This window comes from Streptomyces sp. DSM 40750, from assembly GCF_024612035.1.
Taxonomy (GTDB): Bacteria; Actinomycetota; Actinomycetes; order Streptomycetales; family Streptomycetaceae; genus Streptomyces.
The window spans coordinates 8,580,725-8,604,634 of sequence record NZ_CP102513.1 but is presented as its reverse complement, the minus strand read 5'-3'; the positions used below and the strand labels follow the sequence as shown (position 1 = coordinate 8,604,634).

General features: G+C 71.9%; 18 protein-coding genes. 10 read left to right on the top strand and 8 right to left on the bottom strand.

Annotation, left to right across the window (positions count from 1 at the left end; translation table 11 throughout):
- Window positions 1-62 precede the first annotated feature (62 nt).
- A complete protein-coding gene (locus JIX55_RS38130) occupies window positions 63-1,529 on the bottom strand; it encodes an FAD-dependent oxidoreductase (RefSeq protein WP_443046742.1) in 1,467 nt (488 codons plus the stop codon).
- A gap of 94 nt (window positions 1,530-1,623) precedes the next feature.
- Complete coding sequence (locus JIX55_RS51585) at window positions 1,624-3,051, bottom strand: pectate lyase (RefSeq protein WP_443046624.1); 1,428 nt, start codon at window positions 3,049-3,051, stop codon at window positions 1,624-1,626.
- A gap of 314 nt (window positions 3,052-3,365) precedes the next feature.
- Between JIX55_RS51585 and JIX55_RS38115 the strand changes: the two genes are divergently transcribed.
- The 3 genes from JIX55_RS38115 to JIX55_RS38105 all read left to right on the top strand — a co-directional run bounded on the left by JIX55_RS38115 (window position 3,366) and on the right by JIX55_RS38105 (window position 9,493).
- The gene (locus JIX55_RS38115; RefSeq protein ID WP_257567774.1) at window positions 3,366-6,284 is read left to right on the top strand and encodes an AfsR/SARP family transcriptional regulator; all 2,919 of its coding nucleotides are present in this window, start codon (window positions 3,366-3,368) and stop codon (window positions 6,282-6,284) included.
- 42 nt (window positions 6,285-6,326) lie between these two features.
- The gene (locus JIX55_RS38110) at window positions 6,327-8,390 is read left to right on the top strand and encodes an AfsR/SARP family transcriptional regulator (RefSeq protein ID WP_306820073.1); all 2,064 of its coding nucleotides are present in this window, start codon (window positions 6,327-6,329) and stop codon (window positions 8,388-8,390) included.
- Between the two features lie 173 nt (window positions 8,391-8,563).
- Window positions 8,564-9,493: a helix-turn-helix domain-containing protein gene (locus JIX55_RS38105; RefSeq protein ID WP_257567773.1), complete on the top strand. Its 930-nt coding sequence runs from the start codon at window positions 8,564-8,566 to the stop codon at window positions 9,491-9,493.
- 91 nt (window positions 9,494-9,584) lie between these two features.
- Here JIX55_RS38105 and JIX55_RS38100 read toward each other — a convergent pair whose 3' ends face one another.
- Both JIX55_RS38100 and JIX55_RS38095 read right to left on the bottom strand, forming a co-directional pair.
- Window positions 9,585-10,331, bottom strand: a complete 747-nt coding sequence (locus JIX55_RS38100) for a YoaK family protein (protein ID WP_257567772.1) — start codon at window positions 10,329-10,331, stop codon at window positions 9,585-9,587.
- Window positions 10,332-10,452: 121 nt separating this feature from the next.
- Window positions 10,453-11,115 (bottom strand): hydrolase, encoded by a 663-nt coding sequence (locus tag JIX55_RS38095; RefSeq protein WP_257567771.1) that lies wholly within the window; start codon window positions 11,113-11,115, stop codon window positions 10,453-10,455.
- 304 nt (window positions 11,116-11,419) lie between these two features.
- Here JIX55_RS38095 and JIX55_RS38090 point away from each other — a divergent pair, with 304 nt between their 5' ends.
- Window positions 11,420-12,391, top strand: coding sequence for an alpha/beta hydrolase (locus JIX55_RS38090; RefSeq protein WP_257567770.1), 972 nt, complete (start codon window positions 11,420-11,422; stop codon window positions 12,389-12,391).
- A 74-nt stretch (window positions 12,392-12,465) separates the two neighbouring features.
- Window positions 12,466-13,182 (top strand): alpha/beta hydrolase, encoded by a 717-nt coding sequence (locus JIX55_RS38085; protein ID WP_257567769.1) that lies wholly within the window; start codon window positions 12,466-12,468, stop codon window positions 13,180-13,182.
- 223 nt (window positions 13,183-13,405) lie between these two features.
- Here the strand turns inward: JIX55_RS38085 and JIX55_RS38080 are convergent, their stop codons facing one another.
- Window positions 13,406-14,713, bottom strand: a complete 1,308-nt coding sequence (locus JIX55_RS38080; protein WP_257567768.1) for an FG-GAP repeat domain-containing protein — start codon at window positions 14,711-14,713, stop codon at window positions 13,406-13,408.
- A 53-nt stretch (window positions 14,714-14,766) separates the two neighbouring features.
- Entirely contained in the window at window positions 14,767-16,113 is a 1,347-nt protein-coding gene (locus JIX55_RS38075) for a mucin-1 (protein ID WP_257567767.1), read from the bottom strand.
- A gap of 181 nt (window positions 16,114-16,294) precedes the next feature.
- On the opposite strand from JIX55_RS38075, the gene JIX55_RS38070 reads away from it, so the two are divergent.
- The 5 genes from JIX55_RS38070 to JIX55_RS38050 all read left to right on the top strand — a co-directional run bounded on the left by JIX55_RS38070 (window position 16,295) and on the right by JIX55_RS38050 (window position 22,279).
- Entirely contained in the window at window positions 16,295-17,317 is a 1,023-nt protein-coding gene (locus JIX55_RS38070) for a LacI family DNA-binding transcriptional regulator (RefSeq protein ID WP_257567766.1), read from the top strand.
- 115 nt (window positions 17,318-17,432) lie between these two features.
- Window positions 17,433-18,776 (top strand): ABC transporter substrate-binding protein, encoded by a 1,344-nt coding sequence (locus JIX55_RS38065; RefSeq protein WP_257567765.1) that lies wholly within the window; start codon window positions 17,433-17,435, stop codon window positions 18,774-18,776.
- Between the two features lie 66 nt (window positions 18,777-18,842).
- A complete protein-coding gene (locus JIX55_RS38060) occupies window positions 18,843-19,841 on the top strand; it encodes a carbohydrate ABC transporter permease (protein ID WP_306820072.1) in 999 nt (332 codons plus the stop codon).
- Window positions 19,842-19,850: 9 nt separating this feature from the next.
- Window positions 19,851-20,705 carry a carbohydrate ABC transporter permease gene (locus JIX55_RS38055; RefSeq protein WP_257567763.1) on the top strand — a complete coding sequence of 285 codons (855 nt, stop codon included), beginning with the start codon at window positions 19,851-19,853 and terminating at the stop codon, window positions 20,703-20,705.
- A 158-nt stretch (window positions 20,706-20,863) separates the two neighbouring features.
- Window positions 20,864-22,279 (top strand): FAD-dependent oxidoreductase, encoded by a 1,416-nt coding sequence (locus JIX55_RS38050; RefSeq protein ID WP_257567762.1) that lies wholly within the window; start codon window positions 20,864-20,866, stop codon window positions 22,277-22,279.
- 146 nt (window positions 22,280-22,425) lie between these two features.
- On the opposite strand, the gene JIX55_RS38045 is transcribed toward JIX55_RS38050, so the two are convergent.
- Window positions 22,426-23,664, bottom strand: a complete 1,239-nt coding sequence (locus tag JIX55_RS38045) for an MAB_1171c family putative transporter (protein WP_257567761.1) — start codon at window positions 23,662-23,664, stop codon at window positions 22,426-22,428.
- Window positions 23,661-23,840 (bottom strand): hypothetical protein, encoded by a 180-nt coding sequence (locus JIX55_RS38040; RefSeq protein ID WP_257567760.1) that lies wholly within the window; start codon window positions 23,838-23,840, stop codon window positions 23,661-23,663. Before JIX55_RS38040 ends, JIX55_RS38045 begins: the two co-directional genes overlap by 4 nt.
- Window positions 23,841-23,910 lie beyond the last annotated feature (70 nt).

Below are 23,910 nucleotides of genomic sequence, written 5' to 3'. Positions count from 1 at the left end.
GCGAGTGTGGCAAGCGCTTTCCACGGGCGTCAAGGGTCAGGGAGGCGCCGTACGCCGTTCCCTCATGTTCCCGCAAGCCCCTCACGCGTCATCGGCGGTTCGGCGGGTGTCTCCCGCGCGGGCCCGAAGAGGACAGCCCTGGCCACGGCCGGGGCGAACAGGGCGCCGAGCGGCTCGTTGAGGGAGACGACAGAGCGGAAGGCGCGGCCCACCACGGGGTCGCCCGGGGTGCGCTCCTGGACCCGGTGCAGATACCAGCCGGCGACCCGGTCCGTGAGCCGGACGGCGACCGCGTTGCCGGTCGCCCCCGGCATCTTCTTGTCCGACCCTGCCGAGATGTCCCAGGCCTGCCGCGACGCGGCGAACAGCGCCTTCTGCACCCAGCGGGTGGTGGGCGTCCGGCGCGGGTCGGCCAGCGCGTCGCGCAGGGCCACGGCGCTCATGGCGGCGACGGCCATGCCCTGCCCGTAGATCGGGTTGAACGTGCACAGGGCGTCGCCGGTCGCCAGGAACCCGGCGGGGCGGCGGCCGGGCAGGTCGTAGCGACGCCGGACGTTCGCGGTCCGCCGGAAGCCGGAAACCGGTGACAGCGGTTCGGCCTCGCGCATCCAGCGGTGTACGAGCGGGTGCGGCAGCCGCTTGGCGTAGGACGCGAACTCGCTCTCGTCCGTCGAGGGTTCGTCGCCGCGCAGTCCGGAGAAGGTGACCAGATGGGTGCCGTCCTCCAGGGGCAGGACGACGACGCCGTACGGCTGTGTGGGGTTGGGTACGACGTGGAAGCCGAGCGCGTCGGCGGACGGCTCGCCGCCGAGGGTTCCCGTCGTGTCGCGGTAGACGCGGGAGGCGTACGCGAGCCCCGTGTCGATGATCTCCTCGTACGGGGTGTCGGCCCCGATGGTCGCCAGCCAGCGCGGCGCCTTCGTGCCTCTGCCGGAGGCGTCGATGACCAAGTCGGCGGCCAGTTCACGCTGTTCACCCCGGGCCCCGTCGCCGCGCTCCCGCAGCAGTACGCCCCGCACGCGCCCGGCGTCACCGAGCAGGCCCACGGTGTCGGTCCCCTCGACCAGGGTGACCGAGGGATGGGAGAGGACCCGACGCCGTATCAGCCGCTCTGTCTGCGCCCGCGACCCGGTGTGGATGTGGGTCGAGGCGGGCACCCGCCGGAACCAGCGGCCGTTCTGCCACTGCACCATGTCCGCCGGCATCCCCACACGCGGGGCGCCTGCGGCCCTCAGCTCCGCCATGAAGCCGGGCAGCAGTGCGTCCAGGGCGAGTTGACCGCCCTCCAGCAGGACGTGCGGGTGCCGGCTCTGCGGCACGCCCGGCCGGGGCGCCGTCCCTGCTCCGTCCTCCTCGGGAAAGCGGTCGCGTTCGACGATCGTCACCCGCTCGGCGTGGCCGGTGAGGACCTGCGCCGCGAGCAGTCCCGCGAGACTGCCTCCGACGACCACCGCGTGCCGCCCGGCCGGGCCGACCGCCTTTCCGGAGTCCCAACGGCTGTTCGCCCATGCCGAGTTCACCGACTGCACTCCTCGTTCTCGGAGACTCATTCAATGAACAGCTGTATCACCGTCGCCGATGCGCGGCCGGGGCGGCGCACCGGCGGCGGGTGACGAGTCCGGATCACTCGTAGGCGATGTCCGAGGTGCTGTAGCGGCAGTGTGTGCCGTCCGGGCCGTTGCCGAGTTCCGCCGGTTCGGCTCCGCTGGAGTTGCCCTGGAAGCGTTCGCAGACGGTGATGTCCCTGTCGCTGTCGCCGACGAGGGTCACGCCCGAGATGACGGCGGTGTCGCCGTAGTTGGCGTTGACGCCGACGAGCACCTTGCCGGGGGCGGTGGCCCTGACGTTGCTGATGACGACGTGGCGCCGGTACTGGGTCTCGCAGTTGCCGCAGGAGCGGTAGAGCTTGCCGAAGTCGGCGACCTGGAAGTTCTTGACGGTCAGGGTGCCGGCGCCGTTGTGCTGGAAGACCTTGTCGTCCGCGCCCTTCGCGCCGCCGCCGACGACCAGGTACGAGGCCGAGGCCGACTTGCCCTTGAAGGAGGCGGCGTCCTCGCCGACGTTCTCCCACCACACGTTTCGCAGGGTGCAACTGCCCAGGCAGTGCACGCCGTCGGCGGCCGGGGCGCCGAGCACCACGTTCTTCAGCACGGCACCGTCGGCGAGTTCGAACAGCGCGCCCTGCGACTCGTCCTGGCTGTCGCCGCCGAGGTCGCCGGAGCCGTAGAAGCGCTTCAGAGAGCCGTCATAGGTACCGGAGACCTCGATGGTGGCGTTGACGGCCCGGGACCCGGTGGCGGTGGGCCAGGAGGCGAGAGCGGTGCTCCCGGAATCGCCGGAGTCGGTCGACTCCGCGGAGTCGCTCGTGGAGCCGGTGGCGGACTTGCCGGCGGTGGCCGAGGGCGAGGCCGATGTGGCGGCCGACGCCGAGGCCGACGGCGACGGTGAGGCGGAGGGGGACGCGGTGGAGGAGGCCGACGCGGACGGTGCGGGCGACGACTCCGCCGGGTCCGTCGCCTCCAACGACCAGCTCTTGCCGTCCGCCTCGTCGCAGGAGTTCTGCTGGACGAGCCCGCCCTTGGCGTTCAGGCACTTGCCGCTGCGCCCGTTGACGAGGTGGTACGCGTCCCCCACCTCGCTCGGTTCCCACACCTGGGAGCTACCGCCGTCGCACTCCTGCGCCTGCACGGCCTTGCCGGCCGAGGTCGCGGCGCCCTTGACCCCGACGCACTCCGCCCCGTCGACGGCGCCGGTGACGACGAACCCGCCGTCGGTACCGGTCAGTTCCCACGTCTGCGCGGCGGTCCCGCTGTCGCAGTCCGTCACGCCGAGCTGAGCGCCGCCGCCCGACGGGGCGGTCAGGCAGGTGTCGTCGGCCGCGTTGATGATCCGGTACGTTCCGGCGGTCGGCCCGGACGTGGAGGCGGTCATCAGGACTCCGGTGGTGACCGCGCCGCCGGTCAGCGCGGTCGCCAGCACGGCGACCAGGACACTGCGACGGCGGTTCGTTCTCCTGCGCCGCGACCGGCGCGGGGCTGTTCTGTCGCTCACGTGGTCACTCTCGTTCGGGTTCGCGGCTGTTCCGATCACCCCTCTGTCGCCGCCACCCGGGCCGGGGTTGCCTGTATTCGATGAGAATACGATGAGAAACGGCCACCGGATGGCGGGATATCGCCGGTTCGGCCCCGCCCGGAGCGGGAGACGGGGAGGCCGAGGCCCCACCCGCGCCCACGGCCACCACCACATCCACATCCACACCCACACCCACGACATGCGCGTAACTCTGGGTAACTCCTTGCGTCACGTATCGTCGTGAGGCGCGTGGAAGGTATGAGATATGAGATACGAGATATCAGGAGGCCCAATTGGCGCTGGAGCCGGTGCGTTTCGCGGTTCTGGGGTCGGTCCGGGTGGAGCGGGCGGGGGCGGAAGTCACGCCGGGGCGTCCGCAGGAGAGGGCACTGCTGGGGCTGTTGCTGGTACGGGCCGGACAGCCGGCGACGGTGAGCGAGATCGTCGATGTGCTGTGGGGGCCGCGGCCGCCGGACAGCGCGGTGAATGTGATTCGACGTCATGTGGGTTCTCTGCGACGTCTGTTGGAACCCGGCCTACCCAACCGCGCCGTCGGCCGCTGGCTGATACGAGGCGCGGGCGGATACCGGCTCCTGGCCGACGCCGACTCGCTGGACCTCTTGCGATTCCGCCGGCTGCGTGACGAGGCGCGTCGGGCCGACGCGGACGAGTCGCCCGCGCGGGTCGTGCAACTCCTCACCGAGGCGCTGGCCCTGTGGCGGGGGCCGGTCGGGGCCGGGATCCCCGCCGAGGTGCGGGAGCGCGCCGGGTTCGGCGCGGTCAACCGTGAACGTGCGGCGGCCGTACGGGAGGCGGCCGACGCGGCGCTGCGCGCGGGCACCCCCGGCGCGGTCCTGCCCGCGCTCCAGGAGGCCGCGGTCAGCGACCCGCTGGACGAGCCCCTGCTGGCCCGGCTCATCCTCACGCTGGCCGCCACCGGACGCGGGACCGAGGCGCTGAACACCTTCCGGGCCGCCTGCGCGAGGCTCGCCGACGAGCTGGGCATCGACCCCGGCCCGGAACTCCGCGACGCCCACCGGTCCGTGCTGCGCGGCGCGGGGCTCCACAGCGCCGGTTCGCCCACGCCGGGCCCTCCGGCAACCGAGGCCGGACGCACCGCACCGGCCCCGCACGCACCCGCCGTCCCCGCCCAACTCCCCCACGACCTCCCTACGTTCACGGGCCGCCGCGTCGAACTGGACCAAGTCCTGGCCCTCCTCACGAGCCACAGCGACAGCCACAGCGACAGCGACAGCGACAGCGACAGCGACAGCGACGACATACGCCCCACCGACACCGTGGTGATCAGCGCCATCGGCGGTATGGCCGGCATCGGCAAGACCACACTCGCCGTGCACTGGGCCCATCGGGTCGCGGACCGGTTCCCCGACGGGCAGCTCTACGTCAACCTCCGGGGGTTCACACCCTCGGGCGCGGTGATGAGTCCGGGTGAGGCGGTACGCGTCTTCCTCGACGCACTGGGCGTACCGCCCGAGCGGGTCCCGCAGGGGGTGGACGCCCAAGCCGCGCTGTATCGCAGCCTGTTGGCGGGCCGACGGTTCCTCGTGCTGCTGGACAACGCGCGGGACACCGAGCAGGTACGGCCCCTGCTGCCGGGCACACCCGGCTGCCTCACCATCGTCACGAGCCGCAACCAGTTGTCGGGCCTGGTCTCCGCGCACGGCGCGCACACGCTGGCGTTGCGTCCGCTGGACGCCGAGCAGGCGCGCGTGTTCCTCGAACGGCGGCTGGGGGCCGGTCGGCTCGCGGGCGAGGACAGGGCCGTGGCGGAGGTCGCGGCGCTGTGCGGTGGGCTTCCGCTGGCGCTGGCCTGTGTCGCGGCGCGGGCCGCCGCGCACCCGGGCTTCCCGTTGTCGGCGATCGCGGCGGAGCTGCGTGCGGCGCACGGAAGTCTGGACGCGTTCAGCCGGGCGGACGCGTCCGCGAACGTCGGGGCGGTGTTCTCCTGGTCGCTGGGTGCCGTGTCGGCCGAGGCGGCCCGCCTCTTCCCGCTGCTCGCGCTGCACCCGGGCCCGGACTTCTCGGTGGCCGCGACGGCCGCGCTGGCCGAACTCCCGCCGCGCCGGGCCGGGTTGATCCTGACCGAACTCGCCGACGTCCACCTCGTGGGTGAGCCCGCCCCCGGCCGGTACGCCCTGCACGACCTGCTACGCGCCTACGCGGCCGAACTCCTGCACGACCGGCATCCGGAGGCCGAGCGCGAGGCGGCCACCGAGCGGCTGTACGCGTACTACCTGCACACCGCGCACGCCACCGAACCGCTGCTCGCCCCGCACGCGGACCCGATGCCACCGGGGCCGCCCCCGGCCGGCGTCCACGCCGGACCGCTCGCCGATCACGAGCAGGCGCTGGCCTGGCTGACCGCCGAGTACCCCGTGCTCCTCGCCGTCGTCCGGGCGGCCGCCCGGTCCGGCCATGACCGGGTCGTATGTCTGATCGCCTGGTCACTGGAGCCGTTCTTCGACCGGCGGGGGCACTGGCACGACTGGACGGCCACCCAGGGGACCGCGCTCGACGCGGCCCTGCGGCTCGCCGATCCCCCATGGGAGGCCAGGGGCCTGCGCGCGCTGGCCCGGGCCGAGAGCCGACTGGGTCTGCACGACGTGGCCCGCCCCCGCCTGAACCGAGCGCTGGAGCTCTTCACCACGCTCGGAAACGACATCGGGCGGGCGGACACCCACCGCAGCCTCGGCTGGACCCACGAACAGGAGGGCGATCTGCCCGGCGCCCTCCACCACAACCGGCTGGCCATGGAACTGTTCCGGACCAGCGGCCGCCGGGCCGCGTACGCCAGCATCCTCAACTCCGTCGGCTGGTACCACGCGCTGCTCGGCGAGTACCGGGAGGCACTGAACCACTGCCACCGGGCCCTGACCCTGCTCCAGGAACTCGGCGACCGCTACGGCGAGGCGGCCACCTGGCACACCATCGCCTACGCCCACCACCACCTCGGCCGCCACCCGAACGCCCTCCTCGGTTACGGCCGTTCCCTCGCCCTCTACCGCGAGTTGGGCGTCCCGTATCTGGAGGCCTGCACCCTCGTCCACATCGGCGACACCCACGCCGCGATGGGCGACCACGACGCAGCCGACGAGGTCCGGCAGCAGGCCCTCACCCTCCTCATCACCCTCGGCCACCCCGACGCCGACCAGGTCCGGTCCCTGCTCACGGCAGGCGACCGACATGTGTGACCGGCTCCTTCCCCACCACCGACGAGGAAGGGGGTGAGGCGTTTGCTGCGGTTCGAAGTGCTGGGGCCCCTTCGGGTGTGCCGTGGGGAGGCGGAACTCGACCTCGGGTTCCCGCAACAGCGCGCCCTCCTGGGCCTGTTGGCGGTGCGGTCCGGTCGGCCGGTGCCGGTGTGCGAGATCGTCGAGGTGCTCTGGCCCGAGCGACCGCCGGCCAGCGCGATGAACGTGGTGCGTCGTTACGCCGGTTCACTGCGGCGGCTGCTCGAACCCGGGTTGCCGCCCCGGGCGCCCGGGCGTCGGCTGCTGCGCCGTGCCGGCGGCTATCTGCTGGAGGCGGACGAGGACGAGGTCGACCTGCTGCGGTTCCGCGCGCTCGTCAAGCGGGGCAAGCGGGCCGCGGCCACCGGACGGTCCGAGGCGGCGTTGCGGCACTTCGTGGACGCGCTGAGCGGGTGGCGCGGACCGGTGGCGGCGGGGATCCCCGCCGCCGTACGGCAGCACGCCGTATTCGCCGAGGTGGAACGCGAGTTGGTCCGCACGACCCGCATGGCCACCGACGCGGCCCTGCTCTGCGGAGGGGCCGAACTGGTGCTGCCCCGACTGCGGCAGGCCGTCGAACTCGACCCCCTCGACGAGTCGTCGCACGCCGGGCTCGTCATGGCCCTGGCCGCGTCCGGCCTCCAGGCGGAGGCGCTGGCCGCGTACGAGCGTGTACGGCGACTGCTGGCCGAGGAGTTGGGGGTGGCACCCGGCACGGAACTGGCCGCGGCCCACACCCGGGTGCTCCGACAGGAGTGGGGGCCGACCGGTCCGCGCCCGGCACCGGGTCCGGCGCCCGTCCCCGTCCCCCGCCTCGCCCGACTGCCGCCGGACCTCCCCGTCTTCGTCGGTCGACAGGCCGAACTCGACCGCCTGTTGGAGATCACGGACACGGCCGCCGCCTCCGCCGGAGCGCCCGCGACCGTGTTGATCAGCGGAATGCCCGGGATCGGCAAGACCACTCTCGCGGTGCACTGGGCGCACCGGATCGCCGAGCGGTTCCCCGACGGCCGACTCCACATCGGACTCCGGGGGTTCGACCCGGCCGCGGCACCCCTGGACCCGGCGGCGGCGCTGCGCGAAATGCTCGCCGCGCTCGGTGTGCCGCCCTCGCGCATGCCGGGCGGCACGGACTCCCTCGCCGGGCTGTACCGCAGTCTGCTGGCCGGCCGGCGGCTGCTGACCGTGTTGGACGACGCGTCCGACACCGAGCAGGTACGGCCGCTGCTGCCCGCGTCGCCCGGCTGTCTGACCCTGGTCACCAGCCGCAACGGGCTCTCCGGCCTGACCGCCTCCGGCGCCCACCCCCTGCCCCTGGGCCTGCCGTCGGCGGCGGACGCGCGGGCGGCCCTGGCGTCGCGCACCGGTCACGACCGGGTGGCCGCCGAACCCGGGGCCGCCGACGAGATCATCACCCGGTGCGGCCGACTGCCGCTGGCCCTGGCGATCGTGGCCGCCCGTGCCATCAGGCGCCCCGACTCCCCGCTCTCGTCCCTCGCCGCCGAGCTACGGCGCTCCCGGGGCAGCCTCGACGCCTTCACCGACATCGAAGCGGCCGCCGACGCCCGTACGACCTGCGCCGGCATCGGAGGGGCCGACTACGCCCATACAGGCTTCGCCGACGCCGAAGAGGCCGCCGACGCCCATACGACCTGCGCCGGCTCTGGAGAGGCTGATGACACCTGCGCCGGCGCCGGAGAGGCCGACAACGCCTTTGCCCGCACCCGAGGGGCCGACGACGTCCGCACCTCCTTCGCCCGCTCCTACCGTCGTCTACCGCCGGAGAACGCCCGGCTGTTCCGTCTGCTGTCCCTGCACGCCGGCCCGGACCTCACCCCGGACACGGCCGCCGCCCTGGCCGGCCTCCCGGCCCGCCGGGCCCGGGTGCTGCTCGACGAGCTCGCCGACGCCCACCTCGTCACCGAACACGCGCCCGGCCGCTACGCCCCGCACGACCTGCTGCGCGTCTTCGCCGCCGAGTTGACCGAGACGTACGACTCCCCCGAGGACCGCCGCGCCGCCCGCCGGCGCCTGCTCGACGACGTCTCGTGCACCGCCCCGCCATAGACGGCGTCTCGCGCGCCGCCCCGGTGGACGCCCCCACTCGCGGCCGGAGCCGCCGGCCGCAAGGCCCCGGCCATCCCCGTCACTTCACTGTCACTCTTTTTTCACAACTCCCTTCCTACGCTCCGCGTGCAGTGATTGCCGGTGTGTTCGAACGACCGTGGGAGAAGCGACAGATGATCAGGTCCGACACCAGCGCCGTCGGGACCGAGGGCCGCCACATCGCCGTCCTCGACCTCGACGGGACGACGACCGCCGAGCTGCCCGGAGCGGGAAGACCGGGCGTGGAGGCGTACCGCCTGACCACGCGGGCCGGCGGCGCGTATCTGTTCGTGGGGATACACGGGACCGGTGTTCCGCTTGCCGGACGGGTCCCGGACGTCTCCCTGGATCCGGGGGACATCTGCTTCTACGACGCGAACCACCCGCCTTTACTGGACTCGCCCGAGCGCTGCCGGCTGAAGGTCTTCCTCGTCACGCGCGAGGAACTGGGGCTGGAGGACGGCGACATACGGCGGGTCGCCGCGGCCCCGGTCGCCCGTACCTCCCGGCTGGGGTCGCTGCTGTCGCCGTTCCTGTCCGAGCTGGCCGACACGGCCGTCACCGCCGAGCCCCTGGTCGGCGAACTGCTCGCCCGGAACGCCGTGAACCTGCTGGCCACCCTCGCCACGGAGCAGCTGGGCCGGACGGCGACGGGCACGCCCGGCGGCCGGTCGCCGCTGGTGGCACGCATTCTGCGGTTCATCGACGAGCATCTGGCCGACGCGGATCTCTCCCCCGAGACGATCGCGGGGGCCCACCACATCTCGGTGCGCTATCTGCACCGGCTCTTCCAGGACGAGGGCACGACCGTCGGCCGCTGGATCCAACGCCGCCGGCTGGAGGAATGCCGCCGCGACCTCGTGCTCGGCGTCCGCAACCGCCGCACCATCGCCTCGGTCGCCGGCCGCTGGGGCTTCCTGAGCCCGACCCACTTCAGCCGGGTGTTCCGGGCGGCGTACGGCATGTCCCCCAGCGAGTGGCGGGACACGGCGGGGCGGGGTACGGCGGGGCGGGGTACGGCGGACGGGCGGGACCGGCCGGGTACGCGGCCTCCGGGCCGGTAGCGCCGGTCCCGCCCGTACTGCGTACTGCCCCTGTCCCCCGTGCCGCCCATGCCGCCGACCCGGCCGTGCCGACAGCTCCGCGTCTGCCGTCTCAGGCCGACGGCCGCGTCCAGTCCGTGTCCGAGGCCGAGAGCCGGTACGTGGCCACGGACGCCGCGGATGTCGCCGCGAGCAGCAGCAGTGCCAGGCCCAGGGTGAGCGTGAGGTCGGTGTGCAGCAGGAGGAGCGCTCCGGCGAGGGCGCCGAGGAACATGGCGAGGACGGACAGGAGCCGGCGGCCGGGCCGGGGGGCCGTCCCGCCGGCCGGGGTGGAGTCCGCCGCCAGGCCCGTCAGGGTGAGGGTCAGGACGGTCGTGGTGAGGTCGGGGACACCGAGGCGCCGTACGACGGCGTTCTGCAGCCCCATGGCGAGGGCCAGGAGCACGATCAGGGGATACTTGACGGGATCGCCGACCCGGTCGTCGGAGACGGCGGCCGTGAGAACGGCCCCGGCGACCAGCACCGCCTGGAACCCGGTGGCGACGGCCAGCAGCCGGCCGCGATGGGCCGCGAACCGGGCGGCCGAGCGGCCGCCGGCCACCGCGCCGACGAGGAACGCGCCCATCGCGACGACGGACGCGAGCGCGGACAGACCGTCGGCGCCGGCCAGGGCGAACCCCAGGAAGACGACGTTGCCGGTCATGTTGGCGACGAAGACATGTCCGAGCCCCAGATAGCTGACGGCGTCGACCACTCCGGTCACCACCGTCAGGGTCAGCATCAGCGGCGGCAGCGGCCCGTGCCGGTCTCCGCGCGGCGGGGCGAGGGTGTGGGCGAGGTCGGTCAGCAGCTTGGCCACAACCACCCCCTCCTTACGCTCCGTCGGGCGGAGCACCGTCCGCTCCGTCGGGCGGAGCACCGTCCGCTCCGTCGGGCGGAGCACCGTCCGCTCCGCCGGGCGGAGCACCCTCGGACCGCCGTCAGCCGGCCGCGTGGTCGCCGATGACGGCCTGCGCGTAGACGACCCCGAGGCCGTAGGCGCCGGCGTACTCCTTCACCACCTCCGTGGTGGGACCGTACGTCTCCGTGCGCGCCCAGTCGCGCTGAAGCTCCAGGAGCACCTGCACCCAGGTGACGGGTACGGCGCCGGCCTGGATCATGCGCTGCACGGCGTGCTCGTGGGCCTGCGGGGTGACGCCGCCGGAGGCGTCGGTGACGACGTACACCTCGTAGCCCTGGGAGAGCGCGGACAGGGCGGGCAGGACGACACAGACCTCGGTCCACAGGCCGGCGATGACGAGCTTCTTGCGGCCGGTGGCCTTCACCGCCTCGACGAAGGCGACGTCCTCCCAGGCGTTCATCGTCGTACGGTCGACGATCTTGTGGTCGGGGAAGACGTCCGCGAGCTGCGGCAGCAGCGGGCCGGAGAAGGACTCGGCGGCCACCGTGCTCAGCACCACCGGCACCTCGAAGACCTCGGCGGCCTTGGCGAGGCCCACGACCGAGTTGATGATCGCGGTGCGGTCGCCGCTGCCGGTGCCGAAGAACATCTGCGGCTGGTGGTCCACGAACAGCACGGCGCAGTTGTCCGGGGTGAGGAGATCGGGGCTGGGGACGGCGGTGACCTCGTTGATGTCGACCATGTGCGTGCCTTTCCTGAGGGGGGTGTCATCGGTGGAGACGTGTGACCGGCCGGCGGGTTTCTCGAATTCGACCTCGCGGTCCGCACCGGTTTTCCAAGCTATGCGGGACCTCGCCGTCCCCATGTCCCGGCAGCGCATCGAATTCGTCCTCACAGCGCACGGTGACCCGCTGTTCCGAATCTCAGTGCGCTCTCGGACCGATTCCGGTGCGCTGACGGGCAATTCCCCGCGCCTTCCGGTTCTAGCGTGCTGACGTGCTGGCCAAAGAACCAGCACATGCCGCACCACGCCTCGGGAGAGAGCCATGTCCGACCACGCCGAACCGGTTCAGCCGGTCCTGGAACCGGCCGCCGCCGCATTCGCGGAAGCCACCGCCAATCCGCCCTTCCTCTTCGAACTGCCGCCCACGGAGGGCCGGAAGGCCGTCGACGAGGTGCAGTCCGGTGAGATCGAGAAGCCGGAGATCGACGAGGAGTGGATCACGGTCTCGGGCGGTCCGACGGGCAGTGTCCGGGCACGGATCGTGAAGCCGGCCGGCACCGAGGGCATCCTGCCGGTGATCCTCTACATCCACGGCGCGGGCTGGGTGTTCGGCAACGCCCACACGCACGACCGGCTGGTGCGCGAGCTGGCTGTCGGCGCGAACGCCGCCGTGGTCTTCCCCGAGTACGACCTCTCCCCCGAGGCCCGCTTCCCGGTCGCCATCGAGCAGAACTACGCGGTCGCGAAGTGGATCGTCGAGCAGGGCGCGTCCAAGGACCTGGACGCCACGCGCCTGGCGGTGGCCGGTGACTCGGTCGGCGGCAACATGGCCGCCGCGCTGACCCTGATGGCCAAGCAGCGCGGTGGTGTTCCGCTGGTCCAGCAGGTGCTGTTCTACCCGGTGACGGACGCGAGCTTCGACACCGGCTCCTACCACCAGTTCGCCACCGGCTACTTCCTGCGCCGCGACGGCATGCAGTGGTTCTGGGACCAGTACACGACGGACGAGGCCGAGCGCGCCCAGATCACCGCCTCGCCGCTGCGGGCGAGCGTCGAACAGCTCAAGGACCTGCCGCCGGCCCTGGTCATCACCGGTGAGGCCGACGTCCTGCGCGACGAGGGCGAGGCGTACGCCAACAAGCTGCGCGAGGCCGGGGTACCGGTCACCGCCGTGCGCTTCCAGGGCATCATCCACGACTTCGTCATGCTCAACGCCCTGCGCGAGACCCATGCCGCCGAGGCCGCGATCACGCTGGCCACGGGCACGCTGCGCACCGCGCTCCACGGCAGCTGAGCCACCGAGCCGCTGCTCCACGACTGAGACCCACGGTCGCCGGGACACCCGGCACCGAGAAGGAGAGCCCGACCATGTCCCCCACCCCCACCGTCCTCCTCGTGCACGGCGCCTTCGCCGACGCGTCCAGCTGGTCCGGCGTCGTCGAGGAACTGCGGAGCCAGGACATCCCCGTCCGCGCGCTCCCGAACCCCCTGCGCGGCCTGGCCTCCGACGCCGCGTACGTCGCCTCCGCGGCGGCCCAGATCGACGGCCCGGTCGTCCTCGTCGGCCACTCCTACGGCGGCGCGCTCATCACCGTGGCCGGCGCCGCCGAGAACGTCGTGGGCCTGGTCTACGTGGCCGCGTACGTCCCCGAAGAGGGCGAGAGCCTGGGTGAGTTGCAGGGCCGCTTCCCGCTGTCCCCGCTCGTCGCCAACCTCGACGAGTGGACGTACCCCGTCGAGGGCGCCGACCCCGCCGTGGAGGTCACCATCAAGCCGGACGCCTTCCCCGGCATCTTCGCCGCCGACGTCCCGGCCGAGGTCACCAGCGTCCTCGCCGTCTCCCAACGCCCCCTGGCCGCCTCCGTGTTCACGGAGAAGACCGCCACCGCCGCCTGGCGGACCAAGCCCTCCTGGGCCGTGATCGCCGACGCCGACCAGGCCATCAACCCCGACGTCCAACGCTTCGGCGCCAAGCGCGCCGGCGCCACGGTCACCGAGATCGAGGGCGCCTCCCACGCCGTGGCGGTCTCCCGCCCGAAGGAGGTGGCCACGACCATCCAGGACGCGGTACGAGCGACAAGCTGACAGCGAAACAGGCCCCACTCGTCTCCACGGAGTGGGGCCACCGCGCCTCGCGGGAACTGGGGAACCGCGCGACCGGCCACAGGCTGCGAGTGCGGTCTCGTATGCGGCGGGACTGCGGCGGGACTGCGGTGGCCAAGGCCGCTGTGCCGACGGTGCAAGCGCTCAGCGCGGCAACCGAGCCATGCGCCACGACGGGGCGAACGTTGCCTGACGCGACACCGGTTCAGTCGGTGAACTCGGCGTCCGTGAAGGCCGCGACCTCATCGCCGCCGCCTTCGATCACCCACCACCGTGAGGGCCCCAGCCCGTCGCGTGACCAGTTGAGCACGACCTCGGCACGCCCGTCACGGTCGAAGTCCCGCACAGCTGCGAGCTGGGCCGGCCGCTCGGAGGCGGGCACGTCCTCGCCGGCGCCGGCGCGACGGAAAGTGGTCCCGTCCGTCGTCAGCCCGTCGGCGCTGCCGTGCAGGATCCTGGCGCCACCCGGGACGGAGATCAGCAGCTCATCGCGGCCATCGTGGTCGAGGTCACCGGTGGCATAGCTTCCGGTCGCTCCCGGCTCGATGCGCTTGGCCGGACGGCCTCCGCCGTAGGAGACGGTGACGATGCCGTGGGCGGATTCGGCGTCGGCCCCCGGCTCGTTGTTGCGGTCGCCGCTGTCGCCGGTGGCGATGTCGTCCGTGCCGTCTCCGTCGAAGTCGCCGAACGCCACTGAGCTGCCGGTCGGCAACTTCTCTGTTCGCGCGGTGAATCCGGCCAGGCCGACTCCCGCGTGCAGGAGCACGGACGGCGTCTGCTCGCCGTCCCCGTAGGCCGTGACGACGAGGTCGGTGGCGCCATCGCCGTCCGCGTCGCCCGCGGTGAGGTGGAAGCCGCTGTCTTCGTAGCCGAGGCCGGCCGCGCTGATCGGGTTCGGGCGGGCGGCGCCCGTGCGGCGCGGCGTCCCTTCGCTGGTGAACGGCCCGTACAGCACGCGGATCCCGACGCCGTCGCCCACCGCGAGATCCTCCTGACCGTCGCCGTCGAAGTCGCCCGGTACACCCCCCAGCTTCGGCGAGGGCACGTTCTCGCGGGGACCGACAGGGCCACCCCAGATGACGTGCCCGCCGGCCAGAATGTCCGCGTAGCCGTCGCCGTCGAGGTCGGCGGTGGGGACTCCTCCCGGAGTTCGGTCCAAGGGCAGAGGGGTGCCGCCGGGATCCATGACGGTGCGGACGGCCGGATCCAGTCCTCGCGCGGTGCCGTGGACCACACCGAGGTAGGCAGGCTGCCTCGCGTCGGCGTGGACGGCGGGCGCCACGAAGACCAGGTCCGCGTAGCCGTCCCCGTTGACGTCGCCGGCGACCCGGCTGCCACTGCCGCGGGGCACGGGGGCTGTCACGGAGGGCGTGGCCACCGGGTCGGCGGTGGCCACCGACGAGCCGTCCCCGATCACGGCTTGGACGGCCACGACGGAGAGGAACAGGAGCGTGCACACGGCGATCGCCACGTTGACCCTGACCATGCGCTTGTCCACGTACACCTTCCCCATCTCCTACGGGTAGCGCCGGTCCCCGTGGTGGAACCCGCGGGCTTCCGCGTCGCTCAGAGGCCGGGCCAGACGGCCGAGGCGTCGTCGCGGTAGGGGTCGGGCAGCCGGATCGGACGGACCGGGATCGTACGGCTGTGTCCTTCGGTGACGGCTGTCCACGAGGTGGGGCGCCCGGAGTAGCACAGGGTCGTGAGGACGAAGACGCCGTCCGCGTAGACCTCGACGTACTCGCCGATGGTGAGGATGCGCAGGGATGCGGGGGGCTCGGCCAGGACGGTCTCGCCGAGGCGGGTGCCGCCGGGGCCGGTGACCCAGAGGTTCTTCCCGTCGCAGCCCACGGCAAGGACGGGTCTGTCGCCGTCCGCCGTGTCGGTGCGCAGGGTGATGTCGACGGGTCCCGTGATGCCGATGTCGCCGACCGCGTGCGGAGCGGGGCAGTCGGTCTCCTCGCCGAGCCACGGGTTCAGGCCGGGCCACCATTCCAGGCGCGGTGCTCCGTCCGCGGGGACGACCAGGAGCTTCGGCTGGGCGAGCATGCCGCGGCAAGGGTCACCGGTGTCGCTGAGGCCGACCTGGCGGGGGGTGGTGTGCAGGACGACGCGGGAGCCGTCGGGCGCGGCGATGACCCGAGGGGCGTAGGAGCCGGTCGGACCGAGAGGGCCGTGCCGGGTCCAGGGGCCCCGCAGGCTCGGAGCGGACCACGCCTCGAAGCCCCGGCTGGCCCCGATGGAGCCGAGCAGCAGCCAGGTGCCGTCGTCGAGGCGTTCCAGGACCGGGCACTCCAACTCGTTGACGTCGCCGGGTGAGATCAGCGGCGGGTGAACGGTCCAGTGCTCCAGGTCGTCGGAGGTGGCCCAGGCGACGCAGCCGCTGACCTCGACCGGCAGGGAGGCATCGGCGGCGCAGACGACCATCACCCAGCCGTCGCCCTCGTCGTCGCGTACGACGAAGGGGTCGCGCCAGGCCATCCGCTCGCCGGTGCGGTACCAGCGCGGGTCCGCCTCGGTGACCGGTCCGGTGCCGTGGCGCCGCCAGCCGGTGCCGTCGGTGCGGTCGGAGTACGCGAGGCCGACGGTCTGCAGCGGCCAGCCGTCCGGGGTGAGCCCGCTCACGCCGGTGTAGAACATCGCCATCCCGGCGCCGTCGCCGTGCCGGAGGGGGTGCATGGTCCACACGGCCTGCTGGTCGAAGCGGCCGGGCAGGCCGACCCCGAAGGCCGGCCCTCGCGGCTGCCAGTCGACGAGGTCGGTGGAGGTGGCCCGGCCGTACGAGGTCTCCATCCGCAGATGGTCGAACTCGGCCGTCCAGGGCCCCTGCAGGTGCAGTACGACGTACGTGCCGTCCTCGTCCCGGAGCAGGGCGAAGTCGTTCACGCAGAGGCCGGGCGGGGCGTATCGCATGCACAGTTTCCTGTCGGCTTCACAGCGCCAAACGCGTGCGCTGACCATCGATCAAAACGGACTCTCTTGGAAGTCGTTGCAAGTAAAACTGAACGCAAACGCTTGCGCAACAGCGGGGTCGGGTTTACGGTCACGTCACTCACAGATCACACCGACGTGAATCCACGGGAGGAACTGCGCCGTGACGGCCAGCATCAATGACGTCGCCCGCGCCGCCGGCGTCTCCGCGTCCACCGTGTCCCGCGCCCTGCGCGGGCGGGCGGGCGTCTCCGACGAGGTGCGGGACCGGATCACGGCGATCGCCGACCAGCTCGGCTACACCGCGTCCCGCTCGGCCTCCAGCCTGGCCAGTGGCCGCACCTACACCATCGGCGTGCTGGTCCCGTACGTGGGCCGCTGGTTCTTCGGCACCGTGCTGGACGCGGCCGAGAAGGTGTTCAGCGCCGCCGGATACGACGTGCTGCTGTACAACCTGGGCTCGCCGGAGACACGCAAGCGTTTCTTCACCAAGCTGCCGGTCCGCAAGCGGGTGGACGCGGTGCTGACGCTCCTCATTCCTGACGACGAGGAGTCGGCGGCACTGCGTTCACTGGGGGTGCCGCTGGCCACCACGGTCGGCGGCCCCCGGCCCGGCTTCACCGTCGTCGGCATCGACGACCGGGCCGGCACCGAGAGCGCCGTACGGCATCTGGTGAACCTCGGCCACCGCCGGATCGGCATGATCTCCGGGTCCAGCGGGCCGCTGCACTGGACCACCCCCATCGAGCGCCGCAACGCCTACCTGGACGTCCTGGCAGACGCCGGGATCGCGCACGATCCGGCCCTGGAGGCGGACGGTGACTACACCGTCGAGGGCGGCGAGCGCGCCATGACCGAACTACTGGCCGCCTCCCGGCCGCCGACCGCCGTGTTCGCGCAGTCCGACGAGATGGCGATGGGCGCGCTGCGCGCCGTGCGCCGCCACCGGCTGAAGGTCCCGGACGACGTGTCCGTCGTCGGCTTCGACGACCACGAACTCGCCGATGTGCTCGGCCTGACCACCGTCGCCCAGCCGGTCGCGGAGCAGGGCGCGGAGGCCGCCCGGCTGCTGCTGCGCCAGCTGGACGATCCCGACGCGGAGCCCCCCGCCGATCAGGTGCAGATGCCCATCCGCCTGGTTCTGCGCGAGACCACCGCGCCGCCCAACCCGCGCGGACCGCAGTAACTCCGCACCTCCCTTTGAACCCACACCCCACGCCCCACCCCCCTTGAGCCCACACCCCACGCCCCCACAGCACTCCCGCACCCCGAACCCTCGCCACAGCACGGAGGCACAGACCATGAGCTCGACCAGCAGAAAGTACCGCCGCACAGCTTGTACGGGCCTGGCCCTCGTCCTTCCCCTGGCGGCACTGGCCGCCTGCGGCGGAGGCGGCACCACGGACACCTCCGCGGAGTCCGGCAGCGGCAAGGGCACCATCAGCGTCTGGGCCCACCAGGGCCAGAAGAGCGAGGACGCCGCCGTGCAGGCCGCGGTGAAGTCCTTCAACTCCTCGCAGAGCGACATCAAGGTCGAGCTGAAGCTGATCCCCGGCAACGACTACACCAAGACCATCACCGCCACCGATGCCTCCGAGCTGCCGGACGTGATGGAATTCGACGGCCCGACCATGGCGAACTTCGTCTACAACAAGAAGCTCGCCCCGATCGACGACTTCGTCTCCACCAAGACGATGGGCAACGCCACCGACGCGAGCAAGTCACAGGGCGAGATAGGCGGCAAGCACTACGGGCTCGCCATGTACGACTCCGGGCTCGGCGTCTACGGCAACAAGAAGCTGCTGGACGCGGCCGGGGTGAAGTACCCGACCAGCGTGGACGACGCCTGGACGGCGGACGAGTTCACCGCCGCGCTCAAGGCGCTGAAGGCCAAGGACTCCGACGGCAAGACCCTCGACGTCCAGGAGGGCAACGGGCTCGCCACCGAGTGGGGCACCTACGGCTTCGCCCCGATCGTCTGGTCGGCCGGCGGCTCCCTGCTCAAGGACGGCAAGGCCGAAGGCGCCCTCGACACGCCGGCCTCGGTCTCCGCTTTGAAGACCTTCCAGTCCTGGAAGTCCTACGTCGACCCCAACACCGACGGCAACGCCTTCGCCAAGGACCGCGTCGCCCTCAGCTGGGTCGGTCACTGGATGTACCCCACCTACAGCGAGGCCCTCGGCGACGACCTCGTCGTCCTGCCGCTGCCCGACTTCGGTAACGGTCCCAAGACCGGCCAGGGCTCCTGGGCCTGGGGGATCGGCGCCGACAGCAAGAACGCCAAGGCCGCCGGCGCGTTCATGGACTACCTCCTCAACGACACCAACGTCACCGCGATGACGACGGCGAACGGCGCCCCGCCCGCCACCAAGACGGCACTCGCCGCGAGCGAGCTGTACAAGCAGGGCGGCCCGCTCCAGCTCTTCGCCGACCAGCTCGCCAAGCCCTGCGGCGACGCGGACATCAGCAAGTCCTGCGTGGCCGTCACCCGCCCGGTGACCGCTGGATACCCCACCATCACCGCCAAGTTCGGTGAGGCCCTCAACTCCATCTACGGCGGCACCGACCCCAAGGAAGCCCTCTCCAAGGCCGCCCGCGCCATCGACCAGGACTTCTCCGACAACGCCGGCTACCAGATCCCGTAGGACTCATCGGCCAGGGTGCGGGGCCGCGCACGCCGCGCCCGCACCCGCCGGGAACAGGACCCCTCCGTGAAATCCGTCGAACCGGCGCACGCCGCGCCCCCCGCCCGGGAGCAGGCCCCACCCGTGACCGACGTCAAGCCCGCGCGCCCGGCGCGCCCTGGGCGCAGGAACCGCGACTGGTTGCACGGACTGCTCATGTCCACGCCCGCCGTCGCCGGACTCATCGCCTTCGTCGGCATCCCCTTCTGCTACGCCGTCGTCCTCTCCGTCCACAACGTGCGCCTCGGCTCCCCCCTGGAGCCCACCTTCTTCGGCCTGGAGCAGTACCGGCGCCTGTTCACCGACCCCGACATGTCAGGCCCGTTCCTCAGGTCCCTGCTGAACAACCTGACCTTCGCCGTAGTCGTCGTACCCGTCCAGACAGGCTTGGCACTCGGGCTGGCCATCCTCCTCAACCGCAAACTGAAGGCGATCGGCGTCTTCAGATCCCTCTTCTTCATGCCGGTCGTCTTTCCGATGGCGCTGGTCGCCGTGATCTGGCGCCTCATCCTCGCGCGCAGCGACCAAGGCATGCTCAACTCCGCACTGGACGCGGTGAGTTTCGGGAACTGGGGCGCCTTCGACTGGCTCGGCGACTCCGCCACCGCCATGGCCTCGATCATCGTGCTGTCCATCTGGCAGGGCGTCGGCTTCCAGATGGTCATCCTCCTCGCCGGCCTCCAGCAGATACCGGGTGAGCTCTACGAGGCCGCCGAACTCGACCGGGCCGGCCGCTGGCAGCAGTTCCGCCACGTCACGCTGCCCGGCATCCGCGGCACCCTCGTCTTCGTCGTCATGCTCACCTCGGTGCTCTCCTTCCGCGTCTTCGACCAGGTCTACGTCCTCGTCAAGGGCGGCGGCCTCAACGAGGACGCCACCCGGACCGTGATGTACCAGGCCGTCACCACCGCCTTCGACCAGAACAACGTCGGCCAGGCAGCCGCGATCACCGTCGTCTTCTTCCTGATCGTCGTCGCCCTGACCCTCATCCAGCGCCGCGTCGTCCGGCCCGACAACGAGGACTGAGCACTGATCATGAGCACCCCCACGGGCCTCACCCGTACACCCCTGCGCCGCTTCCTCGACTACGCCGTCCTGAGCGTGCTGGCCTTCGTCTTCGCGCTGCCGGTGCTCTACCTGTTCATGGGCAGCCTCAAGCCGTCCGACGAGGTCCTGAACGGCCTGTCCGGCTTCCTCCCCACCCATCTGTCCTTCGACAACTACGCCAACGTCCTGAGCAGCCTCAACTCCGACAGCACCGGCTACTTCTGGCGCTTCATGGGCATCTCGCTGCTGCTGGCGTTCGTGGTCGTGACGGGCGGACTCTTCGTCAACTCGATGGCGGCGTACGGTCTTTCACGGCTGAAGTGGCGCGGCCGGAACGCCGTCTTCACCCTCATCCTGCTGCTGATGCTGGTCCCGTTCGAGTCGGTGGCCGTCCCGCTCTTCTACATGTTCAACGACCAGCGCAACACCCTGTTCATCCAGGCTCTCCCCTTCATTGCCAACGCCTTCTCGGTCTACCAGTTCCACACGTTCTTCCGCTCGATCCCGCCCAGCATCGAGGAAGCCGCCCGCCTCGACGGCGCGGGCCCCTGGCGCACCTTCTTCGCCATCATCGTCCCGATGTCGAAGCCGGCCTTCGCCTCCGTGGCGATCCTGACCTTCCTCACCCAGTGGGGCTCCTTCCTCTGGCCGGTCCTGATGGTCTCCGACCCCTCGGTACGCCCGCTGCCGCTGGAGATGAGCGTCTTCCAGGCGCAACTGCCCCCGGACTGGGGCCAGATCCTCGCCTTCGGCGTCCTCCTGGTCCTCCCCGTCCTGATCGTCTTCGCCTTCTTCCAGCGATGGTTCGTCCAAGGCGTGGCCAGCTCCGCCGTCAAGGGATGAATGCCGTGAGGGACTGTGTGTACCTCTCCCCGCGCCCGTTCCGAACGGCTTCGGCGTGTCCCGGGGCGGTGGCAACCACACAGCCGTTGCCTTGATCTTCTGTTCCGATCGAACAGGCGATTGTACGGTGAGGGCTTCCACCAAGTGCAGGGGGATCCATGCCGCGTTCGGCGGTCGTCATCGGTGCGAGCATGGCCGGCATGCTCGCCGCCGCGGCCCTGGCCCGGTTCGTCGACGAAGTGATCGTGCTGGAACGCGACGAGCTTCCGGACGAACCCCGACCACGCAAGGGCCTCCCGCAGGGCCGCCACGCCCACATCCTCCTGCCCAGCGGCCGGGACGCCATGGAGGAGCTCGTGCCCGGCGGCGGGGTGCGCAAGCGGCTGCTGGCCGCGGGCGTCCGCGAACGCGGCCTCACCTCCGGCCTGGTGACGCTGGGCCCGCAGGGCTGGTACCGACGCTCACGGCACCACGACACCTATCCCCTGCTCGTCGGCAGCCGCGACCTGATGGACTGGACCGTCCGCGACGCCGTCCTCGCGACCACCCCCCGCGTCACGGTCCGGCGGGCCTCGGCCACGGGACTGCTGGGCACGGCCGAGCGGGTCACCGGCGTCCGTGTCACCGGTGAGGGCGGCCAGGCCGAGGAGAGCCTGCGCGCGGACCTGGTCGTCGACGCGAGCGGCCGCGGCACCCGTGTCGAGCACTGGCTCGCCGACCTCGGTATCACCGGCATCCGCAAGGACGTGGTCGACTCCGGGCTCGTCTACGCGACCCGTCTCTACCGCACCCCCGAGGGCGCGGGAGCCTTTCCCCCGGCGCAGGTCACCGCGGACCCGGCGGGCGGCCGTCCCGGTCGGTCCGGGCTGCTCCTCCCGATCGAGGGCGATCGCTGGCTGGTCAGCCTCAGCGGCACCCGGGGCGGCGAACCCACCGCCTCCCCCGACGACTTCGTGCCCTTCGCGCTCGGCCTGCGCCACCCCATCGTGGGGCAGCTGATCGCCGGGGCCGAGCCGCTGACCGGCGTGACCCTCAGCCGAAGCACCCGCAACGAGCGCCGCTACTTCGAGAAGGCCGAGCAGTGGCCCGAGGGCCTGCTGGCACTCGGGGACGCCGTCGCCACCTTCAACCCGGTCTACGGGCAGGGCATGTCGGTCGCCGCCCTCGGCGCGCGTGCGCTGAGCCGGGAACTGGACCGGATCGGCATCGGCGCGCCCGGGCTGGCGCGGCGGGTGCAGCGGGCGGCCGCGAAGGTGGTGAACGCGGCCTGGACCATGTCCGTCGGCCAGGACCAGTGGTTCCCCGGGGTACGCGGCAAGTCCCCCACGCTCGCGGACCGGCTGCTGTCCGGCTACACCGGCCGCATGGCCCGCGTCGCCACCGGCTCGTACCGGGTCTCCGCCGCCATGTGCAAGGTCACCACCCTCCAGGCGGACGCCCTGCACCTCCTGCATCCGGCACTGCTCCTGGCCACGGTCCTCGGCCCCGTCCTCCCGCCTTTGTCGGGACCGCCGCTCACCCCGGCGGAACGGGCGATCCTCAACAGCCTGAGCGCCGACACCGCCCGGCACTGAGCCGACCGACCGACGGTACGGGCGGGCGGGCTTGGGCGGACGATCCCGTTGCCCGGCAAGGGGCTGAGCCCCTTGCCGGGCACGGGACTGTATCGACGTGCGGCTCCCCGGCGACCCTCGACGGGGGTGTCGTTGACGGAGACCGGTCACAACACCTGTCGGGTCTTGGCGCGTTCGGCACGCACCGCGCCCTCCACGACGGCGGCCCGTACGGCCCGGGACATCCGGATCAGGGAGGGCTGGCCGGTGTCCAGGGTCTGTTCGCCGGCCACGGGACCGGCGTACCCGCCGGTGAATCCGGCGATGGCGTCGAGGGCGACACCGTCGAGGACGGCCGGATCCAGTCTCCCGGCGCGGTCGTGGGTCCCGGTCAGCGCGGCGACGGCCACCATGGCCGCGTCCCCGATGGCCTCGGCCTCGTCGGCGCCGGAGCCGAGGGAGAGCGCCTGGCGGTAGGCACGCTCACGGACCGCCTCGTCGAAGTGGACGGACACGTCCCGGATGCCGTCCCGGATGGCCGTCGTGCGGTGGGTCAGGCGGAGTTCGACGTCGCCGAGCGAGCGCCAGGACAGCAGGGCGTTCCGCCTGTTCCGGCTGTTCCTCGATCCGACGAGCCGGAAGAGCGGCCCCAGCCGGAGGAAGGCGAGAAGGCTGTCGATACGCGGCCCGAGCAGCGGCAGGACATAGCCGGCCGAGGTCAGGGCGGCGCCGACGGTGACCAGCATGGGGGCCAGCCGCGTGCTCAGCGGATCCCAGTGGTACCCGCTCCAGCGGCCGACGACGGCGGTCATCTTGACGACGCCGTACGCGCTGGTGCACAGCCATCCGACGGCGAGCACGGCCAGGGCCCGCCGTGTCCACCCGCTGATCTGGTGGGTCCAGCGCCAGCACAGGGTCGTGGTGGTGACGGCCGCCGCCATGTGGGCCACGAGATAGAGGACGATCATCTCGCGGATGAACGGCGTGTCGGCGTAGTAGGTGTCGAAGTCCGTACGTCGCTCGACGGGCGCGTCCCCGGCGGCGAAGAGCGCGCTCTGCACCACGATGATCACGGCGTACGCGATCAGCCAGCTGCGGGAGACGCGTCGCAGCTGGGCGGGGCTGTCGGCGCCGCGCCAGTGGACGATCAGGACGAGGGACGCGGCGGAGAAGGCGTTCACGGCCCCGTAGGTGACGCACGCGGCGGCGTTGGGCACGCCGATGGCGCGGTTGATGAAGCCGACGGTGGGCGGGGCGCCGAGGGCGAAGCAGAAGCCGGCGAGGAAGATCACGGCGCAGAGGGCGCGTTTGAGCGGATCACGCCAGTTGTGCCACAGACCGGGCAGTTGGGCCGCGAAGCCGGTCCACAGGATCGCGGCGGCGATGAAGTAGATCAGTCCGTTCACGTCAGGCCCACGGGCCTTCGCCGAGGGACTTTCTCGATCGGCCCGGCGACCTGAAGGAGGTCCGGGCGCCGGAGGTCGCCGAGGACACGGCACAGCGGATCCAAGGCGCCGTCGTCACCGTCGCAGGGTGCCGTCCGGGCGAGGCCGGTGACCAGCTGGGCACTCAGTCTCTTCATCTTCCGCTCGATCCGCCCCGTCAACACCCTTCACACAGTAGTCACGTAGTCAACCCCGGCAACGGGCGTA